Consider the following 18,362-nt stretch of genomic DNA (forward strand, 5'->3'; position numbering starts at 1 on the left):
ACCTAATGCAGGTAGTGGCTTTATTTATTGTTGTGGATAGTATGATCCTAGCTTCTAAGAATTGTTTCAAAAAGTTCAGGAATACTCATAGAATTAAGTTTTTCAATTGAAAGACCTTTTCGCTGTCCATACTGCCAAAGTAAAGAGCCTAATTTTTCCATTTCATAACTATCTAAGGAATATACAAAATTCTCGTATTTACGTTTTTTCCACTTTAAATATAATTCTTTAATCATATATTTTGTATACTCCTTTATTAATTATTCATTAATTCCAAACCATCAAAGCGATAGGTGGACTTGCCATCATCGCTAGAACCTTTACGTGACTTAATGCGGGGATGGCCACGCTGTTCTAATTCCTTGATGAAAGTATTTTTTTTAAATGATGATACGTTTAATCCCTCTTCGATAAGCCAATCTTGATAATGTTGCCATATATAAGTTGTGCTAATACCGCTACCATGTTCACAATTTGCGGTACATTCTTTTAAATACCGGCTTAATGGATCGCTGTAATACCATTCATTAGTGGCATTTATCATATTAGTGGTTTTTGAAAGTTTTCCCTCTAGTCTTGCTATGTTAAACAGTGTCATTGCCTTATAAGCAAAGGCTGGTAGCTCTTTTTTAATCTCGTTAGCTGGAAATAACCTTTCCCGCTTGGCTTTCTCTGCTGGGTTGTCTCGTACCAATGGGGCAATGGTTGGTAATATAACAGCTCTACTAAAGATACCAATATCATGTTTCATAATAGGCAGTTCATTAGCACCGTATAGCATGGTGGCATAGTTTACAAAGTTAAATGGTTGGCCATGTTTCTTTTGTGCAGTAACTCCATCATTACCGGTCAGGCTTTTAATGATGTCAGGAGATGATATATACATGGTTTTTAAGTCCATTGCTATATTGGCATACATACCAAGTAACTGGGCAGGATAGAATTTAGCTCCCTCGTCATTGGATGTTAATTGTTCTAAAGATAAATTACTAATGTTCGCTACTGATAGCAAGGGCTTAATAAGGGTATCTATTAATGTACTTTTACCATTACCCGCTATACCTTGTATAATCACAAATATGTTAAATGGTGCATAAGATTTGTAAAACATATAGCCGATATATTCAGTTAAAAATTTACTTTGTTCAGCACCAACCATATAATCAAGCATTGCATTAATATATGGTGTATCTCGGCCACTGGTATCTAATTCATAAGGTAAACCACCAAGTATATAGTCATCTGGTTTGTTTGGTCTCAATTCGTTTGTGTGGATGTCATAAGTACCATTTTTAAAACTAACTAACTGTGGTGTAGGTTCTAAAAAGGGAGAAAAAGTATTTTGGTAACTCATGCTTGTTATATAATCACTAACTTCATTCTTTTTACGTGAGCTATATTTATTCACTTGTACTAGTTTACGAGTTATAACACTACCTAATAATAATTTTAAAGAGTCTTTACTCGATAGTTCTTGCCAATTTTGGCCATTATAATATGCTCCGTTAGTTAGATCATTTGTTAATATTAAAGGTAATTCTTTAAGTATTTCATCCCCTAACAGTGTAGTGCTAATCCTTTTTACTCCATTTTCATCTACAAATAGCCAATCAGGGTTATTACTAGTGGGCGTTGTTTCGTCAATGGCTTGTATTTCGTCTTTTATATTGTCAGGTATGGCCATTATTTACCCCCTTTATAGCTTCTGTATGCTGATATAAATGTATTGTTTAATTCGATATCTTGTAATGGGGGATGTGACTGTAAGTTCATCATGGTAGCAAGTTCATAAACCAGTTCACTATCGCCACCTGTAATAAATAGAAAGTGCTTAATAAAGACAAATAGGCCGTTGTTACGTTCTCCCTCTGGTAAACCATTTAATAGTTCGGTTAAGTGCTGGGAGTTTTGTTTTTGCCATGTATTCCCACTGTTATTGCTAGTTGGTGTTAGTGTTTTAGTAGTAAGTTGTGCTTTGTGGATTGGTTTGTACATACTTAGTAACTTATCAACGTGTAATTTGTTGCCTTTATGGCGTATGATCATATTTGCTGTGTTATGCGGTGTTAGCAGGGGTAAACCATGCGCTTGACTCCATTTATTATTAGCATTGCTATCAACTTCTAAACCTATTATTTTACCCACAAGCTCGGTTAATGGTTGCCATTCCTCTTTACTGATATTTCTATCTAAGTCGATAACCAACCGCAGGCGTGAATTATCAGTAAAACCATTCTTTATTGTGGGATATGCTATATATGAAAGTTTATTAATGTCACTTTTGCCTAGTATGTCTATAACACTTTGATATGGCTTATTAGTATTATCTAGGTCAACAAATAACAGTGTACGGTATAACAAATTACTATCGTTACGCTTTAGTTCCTTGAAAGAACCCGCAAAAACATAGTTCGCTTTATTATGCTTAATATCCTTGTTATCTGGGTTAGATAATTGGGCATTACTGGCTTTTGAAAATGATTGTGGGTTATAATTCATCAAATAATCAAAGTCGCTTAAATCGCTTTTTATTGGCTTTATGTTGTTATTAACTAAACCATTTTGTACGTAAATCATCTCTAAGCCTCCTTTGTGCTTGTGGTATAATTAATACAGAAAACGGCAGTATTAACCGTTAGACTTGTATAGCTATTGTTTAACTCGTGGTAGGGGGAAACGATAGCTTTTTTATTTTGGGTATTATTATCATTGTCATTATGCAATCTTATTTATTCTTAGTCGGGGACATAATGGCTTTTATTGGTTCAAAGTTTCTTTAACATAATTACTACGCTGGTTTAATATTTGGTCTTTCCAATTGAGTAAATCGGCGTTTTTTATTGCAGTTGCAACTCTTAGAGATGTTAGTGCTTGGTTCTCTATGGCACTTGAATAGCGTTTTTGTTCGGCTGGGTTAGTAATAATGTAATAACCCGCTGGATTTGTCTTACTAGCTCCAATAGGGACACCCGCAAAGCGTAAACGCTGTATGTCGTTTTTAATTTCTCGTTCGCTTGCATTTAAAAGCGTTTGTAAAGTTTTACCTGTTACCGTTCGTTCTGTCCCCACTGGTATTAGGGTTAATAATTTTAAATTCAATGACTCCATAAACCATTTCCTTTGCTTTTTAGTTCATCCCCGATCACGTACATAGTCTATTGCGTAGCGTTGCACATATTTAATCTAAATTACTGGGGATGTCGTTATTCTTGATAAATTCATCTATTTCATTTCTTAAGTAATAGGTTTTACCATTTAGCTGGTGCTTTTTAAGTCCTTGACTAACTAGCTTTTTTAAACTGTTATAGCTACTTATTACACCGATGTACTCGATGGCTTGTTGGGGAGTTAGTCGGTGGGTAGTAATAACTGCCCTTTTACAAGCACTAGTAACCATATTTTGGATAAGGTCTTGTAACTCTGTTTGTTGCTCGGTCGTTAATAGTCCCATTCAATACCTCCAGTTATTTAGTTGCAATAGAGGTCATTAATGGCTCGTTGTCTAACTCGTCTACAATCTTGTTAGCTTGCTGTAACAACTCATATAGATCAACGGCATGCTCTAATATCATTGGGGCTAATAGTCTAGAAGCGTCATATACACCAAGCGCTTGTTTCTCTTGTGATATTGTCATATCTTCATTTGATAAGTTGTAGATGTACTTAATTGCATTTTTTAGGTTTTCAGCTTTTAACATGCCTTCAGTTGCTAAAGTTTGGATAGTTTGGTTTGTGTTCATCTTCGTATGTCCTCGATTAAATTTGTTTTGCAAGCCAATTATTTAGCTTTTCGTAGGTTGTAGGTCGTACATTGTTTGTTTTTCCGTTGAATAATTTATCTAAAGTCCATCGACTAATACCAGTTTGTCTAGAAAGTTCTAAAACAGATATATTTAATTCCCCTCGTAGCCGCTTTACAGCAATAACTGTTGTGCTAGATAGTTGCATTTCGTTCCCTCCTGTCAACATATTGTTGCTATTATTATATGCAACAAAGTGTTGCTCGTCAACATATTGTTGCACATTTTTGTAGATTAAAGTATTCTTTTAGCAAGGAGGAATGGCAATGCGATTAAAAGAATGTAGAGAAAAAGCTGGTCTATCACAACAACAATTAGCTACAGAACTAGGGATAACAAGGCAGGCCGTTTCTTTATACGAACAAGGGAAACGAGAACCTAAACTCGATGTAATAAGGAAGATGTCAGATATATTAAATGTCGGCGTTTTTTATTTATTAGGTGAACATGATCAAGATAATGATAATACGAATAAAACGTTTGATGATGTAGTAGCAGAGCCAACAGCACTAGCTGAAAGGGCATTTCCAACAGTTAAGTTTAATAATTTAGATGTTAAATTTGAAACAGGTTTACTATTGGAAACTATGCAAAGTGTTTTAGGAAAAACAAAAAAAATCGGTATGTCCGGGAAGTATAAAGAAAAAAATGTCATTATTTTTGAACTATTGACAGAATTAGTATGTTATTTAGATGATGAAGAATATGATGAAGAACATTATAGTGATCCAGTCATAGAAATGTTTGATGGTTTAGAGGATCTAGCAGTACACTGCAAAAAAATATATTTAGGTAAGTAATACCATTCATCCCCTCGATTAAGTACATAGTCTATTGCGTAGCGGTGATTAAGAGAGGACATGATGAAATGGCAACTTATCAACAATATACAAAAAACGGTGTAAAACTGTGGAAAGCACAAGTTTACTTAGGGTTAGACCCTTATACACATAAGAAAGTAACAACAAAACGGGCGGGATTTAAAACAAAAAAAGAAGCCCAGAAAGCTATTAATCAGCTAAAACTGGACTTTGAAAATAAGGGGAAAATTGAAAAATCAAATATTATAACCTTTAATGATTTATATGAGCAGTGGTTGCCTAGTTACACTAATACCGTATCACAAGCTACACTTAACAAGGTTACAGCGATGTTTAATAATCATGTATTTGTAAAGGGTGCATTAGATGGGGTACTAGTTGAAAAGGTAACATTACCATTTGCTCAAAAGCTAGTTAATAAGTGATCAGGGGAGTTAGTTTATTTTAATAAACTAGTTCAATATGTTAGCAAAGTGTTTGATTTTGCTATTGATATGGATGTTATCACTAAAAATCAATTTAAAAGCGTAACCTTGCCTAAGAAGAAAATAACTAGTAAGAATAATGTTAAATCGTCTGATAATTGGCTGGATAAAGACCAATTACAAGAGTTCTTTAGTGGTTTAGATAAATCGTATAATGGGGATGATAAAGAGCTGGTAAGCGTTTATTTTAGATTGCTGGCATTTACTGGTGCTCGTAAGTCAGAGTTATTGTCTCTAACATGGAGTGATATAGACTTAGCTAGCTCAACTATTTCAATTAATAAAACCATTACAAGAGGGTTAGATAATAAGTTGTTTGTAAGTAATACAACTAAAACACAAGCAGGTACTAGAACTCTTATTATTGATGAGAACACCATAACGATGTTAAAACGTTGGCGAATGCTACAAAGAAGTGTGATGTTTGAGTATGGCTTTAATATTGGAGCTAAGAGTGATCAACTTGTATTTAGTAGGTTTATAGATAACAGCCTAATAAATGTAATGACACCAAACCATTGGTTAAAGAAAATACTAACCAATACCAATTTACCAACTATAACAATACATGGGTTTCGTCACACATACGCCACATTAGCAATTGAAGCAGGGATGAACGTTAAGCAACTACAAAAACAGCTTGGTCATACCGATGTTAAGACCACACTAGATATATATGCAGCGGTAACAGAAAAGGGACAACATGAGTCTACTGAGTTATTTAGTAGTTATGTTGGTTTCTAACTATACCAATTTTTGATTTTTAGTAATAAAAGGTGTGAAAAATAGAGTTTGTTCCAAAAGTGTTCCAAAAATGATGGTGTTTGTTCCAAAAAAATAGCCGTTTTTAGCCAAATGTTCCATTTTTGGAACGTTTTACAAGTGTTGTAAACCTATATATACCAAGTGGTTAGATGGGTTTTGTTCTATTTGTTCCATTTTTTTTAGACATAGTTTTAAATAAAAAATATATAGAGGTATACCAATTGTGCTCGTGTAGTTTATACAAAATGGTGTCTAAGTATCTATATATTATAAATAGGAAGCTTTATTTTACTAAAGGACAGCAAAAGGGACAGCCAAACGGCATAAATAGTTAGTGAAAACCCTTCTAAACGTTGGTATGTCAGCATTTAGCTACCTGGTGTGTTCGACTCCCTCCGGACGCACTAATTAACACCTTGTAATTGATTAATTTCGGTTACAAGGTGTTTTTTAATGTTATTGTTTTTTTAAGAGACAAATAACTTGATAACTTGAATAAATGGGCCTATTTTATGTAAAATTGTTGAAGGTATTTTTAGTATAGAACGCTTGATGTGCTATACTTATTCAAAAGGTAACTTGGCAAAACAAGTTAGTAAAATTGGATTACGAAGGGATTATTTATGAATAGTGGACCTTTACGTGTAATTATAGGGATTGTAATCGTTGCAATCGTTGTATACGTGGTAATTTTTGTGATGCAACGCACCACAACGAAGCAAGTTAAAGCATTACAAGATAAAAAACAAAAATTAATGGAATTAGACACGAAGTTAAGTTTGGTTGAAGGTAAAAAACTTAGCCTAACGGGTCAATCTTTAAAACGCTTTGATGATTTACAAACAGAATATAAACAGATTGAAAAGGTTGATTTTAAAGCATTTGATCAGAAGGCCGAAGATGTGCTTTTTGAAAGTAAAGGTTGGAATGTCGTTAAAGCCAAGCAAAGTTTAAAAAATTTAAATGACTTACTTGATCAAATTGCAGGTCATATTGTTGATGTTCGTCAAGGAATTGAAGCCTTACAACGGATGGATGCTGAACACCGCGAGGCTGTTAAAAAATTAGAAGTTGAATACCAAACGCTGCGTAAAACATTGTTAACTCGTAATTTTGAATTTGGTGAATCAATTGATAAATTAGAAGAAATGTTAGCAAGTTTAGAAGATGATTTTGATGAATTTACACATTTAACAGAGCAAGGTGATCATACAGCCGCTTCGGATATTTATACGCAATTACATACGGAGACGGAACGGTTAGAACGTATAATTGATCAGATTCCGATTGTTGAAAAACAAATCCAAACTGATTTTCCAGCCCAAATTAAAGAATTAGAAGCGGCTTTTCAACAATTAACGGCGGATGGATACTTGTTCCCTAACAAACGTTTAGCCACAGAAATTGCAGGTGTTGAAACTAGTCGGGTAATTACTAATAATATGTTACGTGATTTAGCCATTGATGATGCAGCTGCTAATACTGAAGTTATCTCTCAACAAATTGATAACTTGTATGCACAATTTCAAGTTGAAATGGACGCTAAAAAAGAAGTCGGTCATACTAAAAAGCAGATTGAAACATTCATTAATCATGCCCGGCATCAAAATCATTTACTAATGATTGAACTTGATCGTATCGGCCAACGGTATATTTTAACTGATCATGAAGAGGCAAAAACACAAGAATTTGCGCAACAAATTAAACAAATTGAAACGGACTATCGTCAAACGGTGCTTGATATCCAATTTGGTAAAGCGATTTATAGTCAAATTGGTGAACAATTTGAAAAGTTTGAAGATGATTTAACTGATGTTGAAGAAAAACAACAAGACATTTGGGAAGCCCTTCAAGGACTTAAAGATCGTGAAAAAGATGCCCAAAAGCAATTTGAAAAAGCCGCTTTTTCCGTTCGTGATATCAAACGTGAAGTTGAACATTGGAATTTACCAGGGTTACCAAGTGATTACCGCCATCTTTATGAACGAATCATTAATCAAATTGATCGCCTTGATCGTGCTTTACAAAATTCACATATCAATATGAACGAAATAAAGACACAACTAGATAGCATTCAAGCGGATATTGTGACCTTGAAACATGCGACTGACCGGTTATACTATGATGCACGATTTGCTGAACAACTATTTCAATCATCAAATCGTTATCGAATGAATGACCGAGCAATTTCAGAGGCATACAATGAAGCTTTAATGGCTTATCAAAATCATTTTGATTTTGCACATGCTCGTGAAATTTTAGGTGCGGCACTTGAACAAGTCGAGCCGGGTATTCAAGAAAAAATTAGTGCACAATTAGATTAAATAATTTAAGTTATAACGTGACAAACGACTAAATTCGATGCAGAAGGTAGTCGTTTTCGTTTGTTTAAGAGGTTTTAAAATGGAATTTCATGGAAAGGTACGCGAAATTGTACCATACGATCATCGGCGACATACGGGTGGTTATGGGTTTATTAATAGTGATGATAATCAATCAATTTTTTTCTTACTTGCTTGGGCTAATTATCAACCAGTTCAAGTTGGTGATTGGGTTGAATTTGAAACAGAATACGATGAAAATCAGCGGATACATGCTAATCCAGTTGCCCGGGATGAAGATAAACTGATTAAGAATGTGAAACAAGCTTTAACGCGTGGCGGTTATAAAACAGCACGTAAAAAATTACCAGTTCCGGGAGTCACGGCAATTAATACTAACATGGCGACCGCATATGAAAATTTAAATGTGTTACAAAATAAATTTGGTGCCGATAATGATGTCCCACCTGCTTCAATGCTATCAACTATTAATGAATGGATTTCCTTAATAGTTGAATTAAGTAGTAAATTTGAAGATGAAAAGACGCTACAAGCAATTTTAATCAAACGGAATTTATTACCAAAACCACAACAACTTGAAGAACTGCAAAATTTACAAGTGATGATTCGTAAAATGAATTATGAGCAGCGTGGTCGCTATTATGGTGTTCGTGGTGAACAAATTGTACAAGCAAAACTTGAACAACACCATTTGGCATATATCAAAAATCCGACGCTACCAGAGTTTGATTCAAATGGGAATGTTGTGGGAGCAACGGAAATTGATTTTATTGTTATTTCAATGTTTGGTATTCATGTTTTAGAAGTAAAAAATTACGGTGCTAATAAAAATCAGGAACAAAAATTAACAATTAGTAGAGATGGTCAATGGCAACGAATTGGGGCGCCACAGGAAAATGTTACTAATCAAAATGATTTACATATTGCTGCAGTTGAAGGGGTATTGTTTGGCTCAAAGCAATTAAAAGATGTTGCACCAGTTAAGTTATTAACAACCCCTGTTTTTGTTATTCCCAATGAAAATGTCGAGATTGCCAATTACTCAGCTGAACATGTTGTACGGGTCGGATTATTATATGACACGCTTGTCCATGATGTTCGCAAGACACGCCAAGTGGTTTTAGAAAATGATGAAATTGCCAAGATTATTGGGGTTCTGAAAGAAGCCCTTGAAGAAAATCGTGAATTTCAATATTTTTTACCGAATGAAGCATTTTTAAGTGATGCATATGAACTAGAACGGCGGTATAATATTGCTCAATATATCTATGAGCAAAGGGAACAAATATATCAATAATATGATTGAATGTACGGAAGGTGAGAGAAATGATTTTTAAAAAGAAGACGGAAGAAACAACGTCTGGTGGACAAAATGATGAGTTACGCGATCTATATTTAGTTGAAGTACAACAAATGGTTACAGAAGCAATTGAAGAACGCTTTGGCACATCGGTTGTAGTATTTCCAACTTTTTCATGGACAGAAGGGGCTTTGACAGCTGATTTTATTGCTTACCGAAGCTTTGCTGCCCGAGTACAAGTTATCTTTAAGACTAAGGACCATCAAGAACAAGGCGAACTTAAAATTTTATTAGGGGTCGGTCCATTATGGGAAGAGTTAAGTGGCTTATTAGAAACCGAATTACGGCGTGAAGTTGGTAAGGAATTTACGCAAGCTAATTTAAATAAAACGCTTGAGTTAGCAGATCATTATTTTGAATGGCGCTTAACACCAGATCAAAAAACTAAATTTGGTAAAAATTAATTGTTGTAATAAATTTTGACTATGCTATAATTAATAGTATAGTCATTTGGAAGATTAGCTCAGTTGGGAGAGCATCTGCCTTACAAGCAGAGGGTCACAGGTTCGAGCCCTGTATCTTCCATCAAATAAAAGCATTTGCTTTACAAGTGAAGCTAGATTCGCAATGCGGGTCTAGCTTTTTTGTTTGCAATTACCTGATGAGTTATCAATACAAACCGTTAGGTAGTTTTAAAATGGTTATTTGGAATTAAAAATAAGAAGGTTAAGACATGACAACTGATTTAATGCAAAAGTTTCCAACAATTGAAATTTTAAAAGATGAAGCCTTAAATAAATATACGCATACTAAAATTGGTGGTCCGGCTGATTGGTTGGCGTTTCCAACGACGGTTGCTGAAACTAAACTTTTGGTTGATTATGCACGAGAAGTTCAATTACCATTAACCGTTTTAGGAAATTCATCAAATTTAATTATTAAAGATGGTGGTATTCGTGGCTTAGTGTTAATGATGACAAAACTCCTTGGAATTGAACGTCAAGGGGATGAAATTGCTGCCATGGCGGGTGAATTAACGATTGCAACATCCGAGTTTGCCTATCAAGAAGGGTTAACTGGTCTTGAATGGGCCGCAGGAATTCCTGGCTCAATTGGGGGGGCAATTTTTATGAATGCCGGTGCATATGGTGGTGAAACCAAAGATGTTATGAGTAAAGTCGATGTCTTAACGCGTGCTGGTGAATTTAAGACGTATACTCTTGATGAAGCTCAATTAGCTTATCGGGATAGTATTATGCAACATAATCATGATGTTGTTTTACGAGCTTACTTTGCTTTGCAACCAGGTGATAAAGTAGCAATTCGGGCTGTTATGGATGATTTTAATTTTCGCCGGGCCTCAAAACAACCATTAGAATTACCATCAGCAGGTTCAACATTTAAGCGGCCAGTTGGTTATTTTGCCGGTAAATTAATTATGGAAGCTGATTTACAAGGATTCCGGGTTGGTGGTGCTGAAGTATCTACAAAACATGCTGGGTTTGTCGTTAATATTGATAATGCTAGTGCTAATGACTTTTTAGCTGTAATTAGACACGTTCAGGTAACTGTGTGGGCAAAAGATCAAGTCCGTCTTGAAACGGAAGTCCGGATATTAGGTGACGATTAAAAAGTAAAAGACTAAAATGAACCGCCCCCATAAATTGGATGGTATGATTCTGGAATTCAACCAGAATCATGCCATCCAATTTTTCTTTAATCAGTTTATGGTTATAGTAATTTATAGATTCGATAATCCCTAATTCATCAAATGGTTGATATTGCTCTTAGTGAACTGTGCACACTTTTAATGTTCCAACTAAGAACGGTTTCACTTTTTGCTAAAAATATATAAAAAAACCTCGAGTGGATTTACTCCAACTCGAGGGTGCAGTGTACGCTAGAATTTTTACATTAGAATACTTTTTAATATTGGTTCCAAATCTGATTTCCATTCCAGTCCACTGCTTTGTAAGCAATGGCTTTGTAGGCATATTGCACTTTTTGCATGTTTGATAGTCCTTGTGCTAAGCCATTGTATGAACCAACGCCATGGTATGAATCTAAGACGTTGATATTGTCACCGTATCGGAAGTCTTGATCCATTGATAGTACAGTAACCGCGTGATCTGCGGAATCATTAGTACCGGCAGCACGCACCAGTAACGTTACAAAATAACCTTGGCTACGCCATTGTTGAATTTGATTAGCCACCATGACACCTTTATTATAACCTAAGCCGTAGCCAAAGTAAGTTGAGCCAACGGGAATGAAATTTTGTTGACCGCTAAATAAACCAAGTTGTTGATTAGTTTGGGCAATTACATTACTTACTTGACTCATACTAACGGCGGCGTAATCACCAACTGAACCTAATGATTGTTGATTGTAGCGCGTAACACCTTGTGATACATCTAAACCACCCGTTTGGATATTCCAAGCCTTAGCGGCCACATCGGATACTTTAAAACCATCAGGTAACAACCCGGCTAATTTCATGGCATTCGCTAACGCATTTTCAGTACAACCAGCTGCTACGAAGTTTGTTCTACCGTAACTGTGAGTGTTGGCTTGGTCGGTAATCTTAAAGTTATATGTTTTTCCACCAATGTTAAAACTATTTTGACGTGCCCCTGCTAAAAATTGAGCGGAGTAATCGTTATCGTGCCAACGGTTATACGCTAAAATCAAACTGTTAATCGCTTGTTTTAATTCAGCATTGTTTTGATTAACTGTTGCGTTATCGGCATCTTGATTGTGATAAACATCAACGGCTTTAGCTAATACATTATTCATATTTTGGTAGGTATAATTGCGATATAACCACCCATGAACCGCTTGAGCCTGACGAATGGTTGTTAGTAAATTGTTACGAGTTGTACTATCAGCACCAGTTGATTTAATGAGACGATTTTTAGCAGTTGTTAATTGATTGATAGCGTCTTGGTTTTGTGCATCACTGTGTCGGTCAGCATGATAAAAATCAACAATTTGGTATAACTTGTCATTGAAGGCGTCTCCGCTATCTTTTGTATAATGGTTTAAATCAATATTTTGTAATTGATGAATGTAATCAACTAATTGAATTTCAGAGGGAATAGTTACCAATGATGCTTGGGTATCACGCAAACGGTTAACCGCAGTTACTAAAGTACCTGAATCAGCTTTTTCTTCAGCTAACTTTTGTAAAGAATAGGCCGCATCTTTATAAGGTTGCGCGGTTACTTTGGTATATTGCCAAGTTTGTGCATCAATGGCTGTATTGTAATAATTGGCGAGTTTTTGACTATCCCAACGTAAGTTAGCAATACCATCATTGACTTGAGCGTAACTTTGGTTAATGTCATTCATACTTCGATTAATTGAATGATAAGTGTTAACCGCTTTATCGAGTTGTTTACTAAAATAACTAGCACTGTAATCAGTGTATACAGCTAAAACACGTTTTTGTTGCACGTGTAAGTAATCTTGAAGCTGCTGTGCTTGGTCAACAATAGTATGATCAATTGTCAAAGCTGCTTGAGCATCACGAACGGCATTTATTGCATTGAGTAATGTGACACTGTTTTGCGCATTTTTAGCTAAATTAGCTAATGTGTTTACTTTAGTAGTGAAATTATCGCGACTGGCTTGCGTGTAATTGCTCAAATCAACAGCTTTGGCCTGGTTAACATAATTTGCCAAGTTACTGGCATCAATTTGAAGTTGGCTAATACCATTGTTCAAAGCACCGTAGCCACTGTAAATTTGATCATCAGTTAAAGTTGGCTGTTGAGTTGTTTTAACGGCGGTGGCTAAGCCAGCTCTGAAAATATCAGCTGAGGCTTGTGTATAAACGGCCAAGACGCGCTTTTGATTAATGGTAACGTAATCCGTGAAGTCTTTTTTTAATTTGGGATCAGCCGTTGGTGTAGCTGGCTGAGTCGTTCGATGCGCTTGGTCAATTGTCAAAGCTGCTTGAGCATCACGAACGGCATTTATTGCATTGAGTAATGTGACACTGTTTTGCGCATTTTTAGCTAAATTAGCTAATGTGTTTACTTTAGTAGTGAAATTATCGCGACTGGCTTGCGTGTAATTGCTCAAATCAACAGCTTTGGCCTGGTTAACATAATTTGCCAAGTTACTGGCATCAATTTGAAGTTGGCTAATACCATTGTTCAAAGCACCGTAGCCACTGTAAATTTGATCATCAGTTAAAGTTGGCTGTTGAGTTGTTTTAACGGCGGTGGCTAAGCCAGCTCTGAAAATATCAGCTGAGGCTTGTGTATAAACGGCCAAGACGCGCTTTTGATTAATGGTAACGTAATCCGTGAAGGCTTGTTTTAATTTGGAATCAGCCGTTGATGTAGTGGTAGCTTTTTCTTTGGCTTGATTAGTTAATGCATTCTGAGATTGTTGTGTGTTTTGAGCCGGTTTGGTACTTTGAGCAGCCGGGATAGTTTGATCAGCGTGAACGTGATTGTTTGAACTGATACCTACGCCTAGAAAACTAAGAGCAAGTAAACCTGCCACTACCCATTGTTTGCCACTTTTGTACATTTTGAAGCGCTTTGAAGCATCCATACTATTTCCGCCTTTAATTTAAAATTTATAGTTAATTAATCTATTTAAATATAGCATACTTAAATAGCAATTACATTTAACTTTATTACAATAATTTTAACAAATAATATTTTTTATAGTTCGGGTACAAAAATAGCGAATGTAGATGATTAACATAATTTGATAATTATTTATCACGCTAATCCACTGAATAGAACCCTAATAAATTCAATACGTTACCTTAAAAAATTTAAGACGTTAAAAGACGATTAGCAAAAGCTTGAGAAAAAATGGGAATTTTACAAAAAATGTTTTGGGAAAGCAATTGATAATCTGTTGGGATTGTATAAAAAAGACTAAAATGAAGATGTCATTTTAGTCTTTTTTTGCGGCATATTTTAAATAAGCCTTAAGAATATGCTAAAATTAAGAAGTATAAATAAATTGACAGGGGGAAACTAAATGCCAATTTTGGAATTAGTATTACTACTAATTGTTCTTGTGATTAGTTCACATGTTATTGGTCAAGTGCTACCAAAAATTCCTGTAAGTATTATTCAAATTGCGTTAGGGATTTTAGTCGCGATGACTTTAAATGTTTCAATTAAGTTAGAAACAAGTTGGTTTTTACTGCTCTTCATTGCACCGTTATTGTTTAATGATGCATGGCGCTTTCCAAAGCGTGAATTATGGGAATTACGTGGTCCAATTTTTGGGAATGCGATTATATTAGTTTTAATCACGACTGGTGTTGGGGGGTATTTAATTAACCTCTTAATACCAGAAATGCCTTTAACAGCCGCAATTGCCTTGGCCGCAATTTTATCACCAACTGATCCAGTTGCGGTCCATGCGATTGCTAAATCGGTCCATTTACCAGAAAATATTATGCACTTAGTGGCTGGTGAAAGTTTGATTAATGACGCTAGTGGTTTGGTGGCGTTTAAATTTGCAATTGCCGCAACGGTTAGTGTTTCGTTTCATTTCACGCTAGGTTCAGCCGTTGATATTTTTAGTTCTATGTTTATTACTACCGCACTTGGAATTATTGTTGGTTTAGTCGTGATGCAGATTATTAATGCGGCGCGTGACTATTTATTGATGAAAGGGATTGACGATATTATCTTCCATGTCGTCTTACAATTGATTACACCATTTGTAGTTTTCTTTATTGCCGAAGAAGGTTTTCACGCTTCAGGAGTAATTGCTGTTGTGGCTGCCGGTATTTTAGCTAATCTCCACGATAGTAAAAAAATTGGTGATTCACCAGAGCTATCATTAATAACAATTAATTCTTGGAATATTATCTCTTACATATTAAACGGTTTATTGTTTGTTATTTTAGGGATTGAGTTACCATTAGCAACACAAATTAATACCAGTAAAAATGATTTTGATTTACTAACTGTCATTTTATATGCCTTTATTGTTTGGTTTATTATTTTTGCAATTCGGGTTCTTTGGGTGTACGGTGGCCAGATAATCCGGAAACTAGTAACTAAAGATACGGCTGCTGATGCGGAAGTTTCATTCAAAGTTGCTGTGCTATCCGGTTTAACTGGTGTGCGTGGTGCCATTACGATGGCTGGTATCTTATCAGTGCCGGTTGCTGTTCAGGGTGGTGAGCCGTTCCCTATGCGTGAATTAATGATTGGGATTGCAGCGCTAGCAATTTTGTTTAGTCTCATAATTGCAGTGGTAACGTTACCGTTTGTTGCCGATAAAATTGGTAAGGTAACGTTTGATGAAGATGATACAGATGACCTTGAGTTAGATGATGATCATGAAACAGAAGCCGTTACTAAAATGAAAGAAAGTGATGCCCGGATTTTTACGTTGCAAATGGCTATTCGAACATTAGAGAGTAAACGGCGTGAAAATAATCAAACAACGGTATATGATATTATTTTAAAATATCAATTTTTAATTCGGAAACTACAACTCCAAGCACATACTGATGCAGAAATTGCACCAGTTATAAAAGAGGAAATTGAAGTTCGAAAAGTTGGTTTTGATTTAGAGCAACAATGTCTAATGCGTTTATTGGCAGAAGAACAGATTGATCCGTTGGTATATCACTCAGAAATTCGCCAAATTGAACGTCAAGAAAGAGAATTGGAAAGTTATTTACAACAACATTTTGTATTCTCAAGTAAATGGATTGAACGGTCACTGCGTAGCTTTTTCCGTTTAGTCCGAATTTGGTTTAGTGATGGGCATACAGCTGAATTACAAGCACAATATGATTTAGCCCGTCATGAGATGGCCAAGGCCGCGATTAAAGGCTTGTCTGAGTATATCGAACAACATGGTCGTGAACATCAATATAAGCATCAAGCAGTTTATAATTTAATCATTCAATATCGAAATCGAATTGAAAAAATTAAGTTACGAAATCAAGATGATCCAATTGATACAAAGCAACAATACTCTGAATTAGCAATGATTGCGTTAAATACGCAACGTGAAGGGGTTAATTTATTACAAGAAACGCAGCAAATAACTAGTAAAACGGCGATGAATTTACGCCAAGCTATTAATTATTCTGAAAATGCAGTGCTCAACGAATTTTTAACGCACTAAATTTAGTAATAACAAAAATTGTGGCAGAGTAGTAATTTACTACTCAATACACTAAAAGCCTCCCTGAAGAAAAAAATCTTCAGGGAGGCTTTTTTAGTATATTTGGCGATATTGCCTGACTTCTGGCGCAGCTTTTTTAAACGACTTAAATCACTTTAATAAATGGTTGGACAATATTAGGTCCAAATTGTTGGTTAATGTTTAACAAAATATTGGCTGCTGCGACACTATCATCAAGCGCGTTGTGGTGATGATCAAGCGGAATCTGTAAGTAGTCAGCGACTGTATTAAGTTTGTGATTAGCTAAATTAGGGAATACTTTTTTAGCAACCCGAACAGTATCAAGTGATAAATAAGAAGGTATATGGATACTATTGGCAAGCAATGATGCCTTTAAAACACTATTATCAAACGCAGCATTATGCGCAATTACTAATTTATCCGGTGCAAAAAAGGGGGCAATTGTTGGCCAAAGTTCCGCAAAGGTCGGGGCATCGACAACGTCGGCCGCATGAATACCATGAATTTGTACATTACGCCAATGAAAATCAGTCTGCGGATTAAGCAGACTATAAAATTCATCAACAATTTGATCATTACGGACAACAGTTAGTGCTAAGGAAACGGCACTATTCCGGCTCGCATTAGCAGTTTCAAAATCAAAGGCAATAAAATCCAATCTAATTAATCCTCCAAAATATAGTTAACCAATCAGTGGGGCTAACTCGTATACCATTGTACGTACATTAGGGGTAGCCACTTGTTGGGGTGTATCTGTAAAACCTAATTTTTCATATATCTTAACAGCAGCAATATTATCTTGATAGACGGTTAAGCCTAATTCATCAAGAGTACTAAATGATTCTGCCCAGTAAATTAATTCATCAACTAGTGCGGTACCAAGGCCGTTATGGTAAACCTCTTTAAGAACAGCAACCCCGACTTCACTCGTGTTTGAATGATCATTGCGTTCAATGGCGGTTGCTAGTCCGATTAGTTCATCACCTAGGGCAGCAACTAAAATAATATTGGTTGTCGTTGCTTGAATAAGTTCAATTTGATGTGCTTCTTCAGTTACCGTTAATTCGTTTAAATTATTGGCAATTTCAAAGGTCGTACTTTCAGTTTGAAGTTGTTTAAGTAATGCTAACAAATTAGCAGAATCCTCGGGAGTGGCAGGACGAATACTTACTTCATGTTGTTCAGTTGTCATAGTTGATTCAAAATCCCTTCATAGTGGGTACCAATTGCAGTAATGCTAATTGTTCGATTGGTTGAGTCAAGGTTACTGTCATCACGTTTAAAGGCAATTTTTAAATAATTTTTAGGTAGTTCACTGGCCACAAATTGCGACCATTCAACGACGCAAACACCGTTACCATTGAAATATTCATCTAAACCTAGTTCATCCCCACCGCCATCTTCTAAACGATAAACGTCCATATGATAGAGGGGGAGCCGCCCAGTTTTGTATTCACGAATAATCGTAAAAGTGGGGCTTTTAATATTGCGTTCAATACCTAAACCAAGAGCGATGCCTTTGGTAAAAGTTGTCTTACCAGCACCCAGGTCACCATCTAACAAAATGACATCCCCGGCACTGACGATTTGGCCTAGTTGTTGACCTAAAGTTTGTGTAGTTGCTGCATCATTAATTTTAAAAGTTTTCATGTCCATATTATAACAAACTCCGTTAAATAAATTATCTTGATAATTAAAAA

General features: G+C 35.6%; 19 protein-coding genes and 1 tRNA gene. 9 read left to right on the top strand and 11 right to left on the bottom strand.

Annotated features, from left to right (window positions below):
- Window positions 1-47: 47 nt before the first annotated feature.
- The 7 genes from LQZ75_RS07460 to LQZ75_RS07490 all read right to left on the bottom strand — a co-directional run bounded on the left by LQZ75_RS07460 (window position 48) and on the right by LQZ75_RS07490 (window position 3,948).
- A complete protein-coding gene (locus LQZ75_RS07460) occupies window positions 48-236 on the bottom strand; it encodes a hypothetical protein (protein WP_230097201.1) in 189 nt (62 codons plus the stop codon).
- 20 nt (window positions 237-256) lie between these two features.
- Window positions 257-1,684 carry a DNA primase family protein gene (locus LQZ75_RS07465; RefSeq protein ID WP_230097202.1) on the bottom strand — a complete coding sequence of 476 codons (1,428 nt, stop codon included), beginning with the start codon at window positions 1,682-1,684 and terminating at the stop codon, window positions 257-259.
- A complete protein-coding gene (locus LQZ75_RS07470) occupies window positions 1,684-2,577 on the bottom strand; it encodes a primase alpha helix C-terminal domain-containing protein (RefSeq protein ID WP_230097203.1) in 894 nt (297 codons plus the stop codon). Before LQZ75_RS07470 ends, LQZ75_RS07465 begins: the two co-directional genes overlap by 1 nt.
- Window positions 2,578-2,757: 180 nt before the next feature.
- The gene (locus LQZ75_RS07475) at window positions 2,758-3,108 is read right to left on the bottom strand and encodes an HTH domain-containing protein (RefSeq protein ID WP_230097204.1); all 351 of its coding nucleotides are present in this window, start codon (window positions 3,106-3,108) and stop codon (window positions 2,758-2,760) included.
- Between the two features lie 70 nt (window positions 3,109-3,178).
- On the bottom strand, window positions 3,179-3,451 hold the full coding sequence (locus LQZ75_RS07480; RefSeq protein ID WP_230097205.1) for a hypothetical protein: 273 nt from the start codon (window positions 3,449-3,451) through the stop codon (window positions 3,179-3,181).
- Between the two features lie 13 nt (window positions 3,452-3,464).
- A complete protein-coding gene (locus LQZ75_RS07485) occupies window positions 3,465-3,740 on the bottom strand; it encodes a hypothetical protein (protein WP_230097206.1) in 276 nt (91 codons plus the stop codon).
- A 16-nt stretch (window positions 3,741-3,756) separates the two neighbouring features.
- Complete coding sequence (locus tag LQZ75_RS07490; RefSeq protein WP_230097207.1) at window positions 3,757-3,948, bottom strand: helix-turn-helix domain-containing protein; 192 nt, start codon at window positions 3,946-3,948, stop codon at window positions 3,757-3,759.
- 118 nt (window positions 3,949-4,066) lie between these two features.
- Here LQZ75_RS07490 and LQZ75_RS07495 point away from each other — a divergent pair, with 118 nt between their 5' ends.
- The 8 genes from LQZ75_RS07495 (at window position 4,067) to murB (ending at window position 11,143) form a co-directional block, all read left to right on the top strand.
- On the top strand, window positions 4,067-4,600 hold the full coding sequence (locus LQZ75_RS07495; protein WP_230097208.1) for a helix-turn-helix domain-containing protein: 534 nt from the start codon (window positions 4,067-4,069) through the stop codon (window positions 4,598-4,600).
- Window positions 4,601-4,668: 68 nt separating this feature from the next.
- Entirely contained in the window at window positions 4,669-5,046 is a 378-nt protein-coding gene (locus tag LQZ75_RS07500; protein WP_230097209.1) for an Arm DNA-binding domain-containing protein, read from the top strand.
- 48 nt (window positions 5,047-5,094) lie between these two features.
- Complete coding sequence (locus tag LQZ75_RS07505; RefSeq protein ID WP_230097210.1) at window positions 5,095-5,850, top strand: site-specific integrase; 756 nt, start codon at window positions 5,095-5,097, stop codon at window positions 5,848-5,850.
- A 644-nt stretch (window positions 5,851-6,494) separates the two neighbouring features.
- On the top strand, window positions 6,495-8,195 hold the full coding sequence (locus tag LQZ75_RS07510; RefSeq protein WP_230097211.1) for a septation ring formation regulator EzrA: 1,701 nt from the start codon (window positions 6,495-6,497) through the stop codon (window positions 8,193-8,195).
- Window positions 8,196-8,274: 79 nt separating this feature from the next.
- Window positions 8,275-9,510, top strand: a complete 1,236-nt coding sequence (locus tag LQZ75_RS07515) for a nuclease-related domain-containing protein (protein ID WP_230097212.1) — start codon at window positions 8,275-8,277, stop codon at window positions 9,508-9,510.
- Window positions 9,511-9,539: 29 nt separating this feature from the next.
- Entirely contained in the window at window positions 9,540-9,977 is a 438-nt protein-coding gene (locus LQZ75_RS07520) for a hypothetical protein (RefSeq protein ID WP_230097213.1), read from the top strand.
- Between the two features lie 48 nt (window positions 9,978-10,025).
- Window positions 10,026-10,098, top strand: a tRNA-Val gene (locus LQZ75_RS07525).
- Between the two features lie 148 nt (window positions 10,099-10,246).
- Window positions 10,247-11,143: a UDP-N-acetylmuramate dehydrogenase gene (murB, locus tag LQZ75_RS07530; RefSeq protein WP_230097214.1), complete on the top strand. Its 897-nt coding sequence runs from the start codon at window positions 10,247-10,249 to the stop codon at window positions 11,141-11,143.
- A 296-nt stretch (window positions 11,144-11,439) separates the two neighbouring features.
- On the opposite strand, the gene LQZ75_RS07535 is transcribed toward murB, so the two are convergent.
- Window positions 11,440-14,079, bottom strand: a complete 2,640-nt coding sequence (locus tag LQZ75_RS07535) for a KxYKxGKxW signal peptide domain-containing protein (protein ID WP_230097215.1) — start codon at window positions 14,077-14,079, stop codon at window positions 11,440-11,442.
- A 441-nt stretch (window positions 14,080-14,520) separates the two neighbouring features.
- Here LQZ75_RS07535 and LQZ75_RS07540 point away from each other — a divergent pair, with 441 nt between their 5' ends.
- A complete protein-coding gene (locus LQZ75_RS07540) occupies window positions 14,521-16,641 on the top strand; it encodes a cation:proton antiporter (RefSeq protein WP_230097216.1) in 2,121 nt (706 codons plus the stop codon).
- Window positions 16,642-16,786: 145 nt separating this feature from the next.
- Here the strand turns inward: LQZ75_RS07540 and LQZ75_RS07545 are convergent, their stop codons facing one another.
- Genes LQZ75_RS07545 through tsaE form a run of 3 tightly spaced genes read right to left on the bottom strand, consistent with a single transcriptional unit; the run spans window position 16,787 to window position 18,312 of the window.
- On the bottom strand, window positions 16,787-17,320 hold the full coding sequence (locus LQZ75_RS07545; protein ID WP_230097217.1) for a 3'-5' exonuclease: 534 nt from the start codon (window positions 17,318-17,320) through the stop codon (window positions 16,787-16,789).
- A 24-nt stretch (window positions 17,321-17,344) separates the two neighbouring features.
- Complete coding sequence (locus tag LQZ75_RS07550; protein ID WP_230097218.1) at window positions 17,345-17,854, bottom strand: GNAT family N-acetyltransferase; 510 nt, start codon at window positions 17,852-17,854, stop codon at window positions 17,345-17,347.
- Window positions 17,851-18,312, bottom strand: a complete 462-nt coding sequence (gene tsaE / locus LQZ75_RS07555) for a tRNA (adenosine(37)-N6)-threonylcarbamoyltransferase complex ATPase subunit type 1 TsaE (RefSeq protein WP_230097308.1) — start codon at window positions 18,310-18,312, stop codon at window positions 17,851-17,853. Before tsaE ends, LQZ75_RS07550 begins: the two co-directional genes overlap by 4 nt.
- Window positions 18,313-18,362 lie beyond the last annotated feature (50 nt).

Source organism: Periweissella fabaria (assembly GCF_918814575.1).
Taxonomy (GTDB): domain Bacteria; phylum Bacillota; class Bacilli; order Lactobacillales; family Lactobacillaceae; genus Periweissella; species Periweissella fabaria.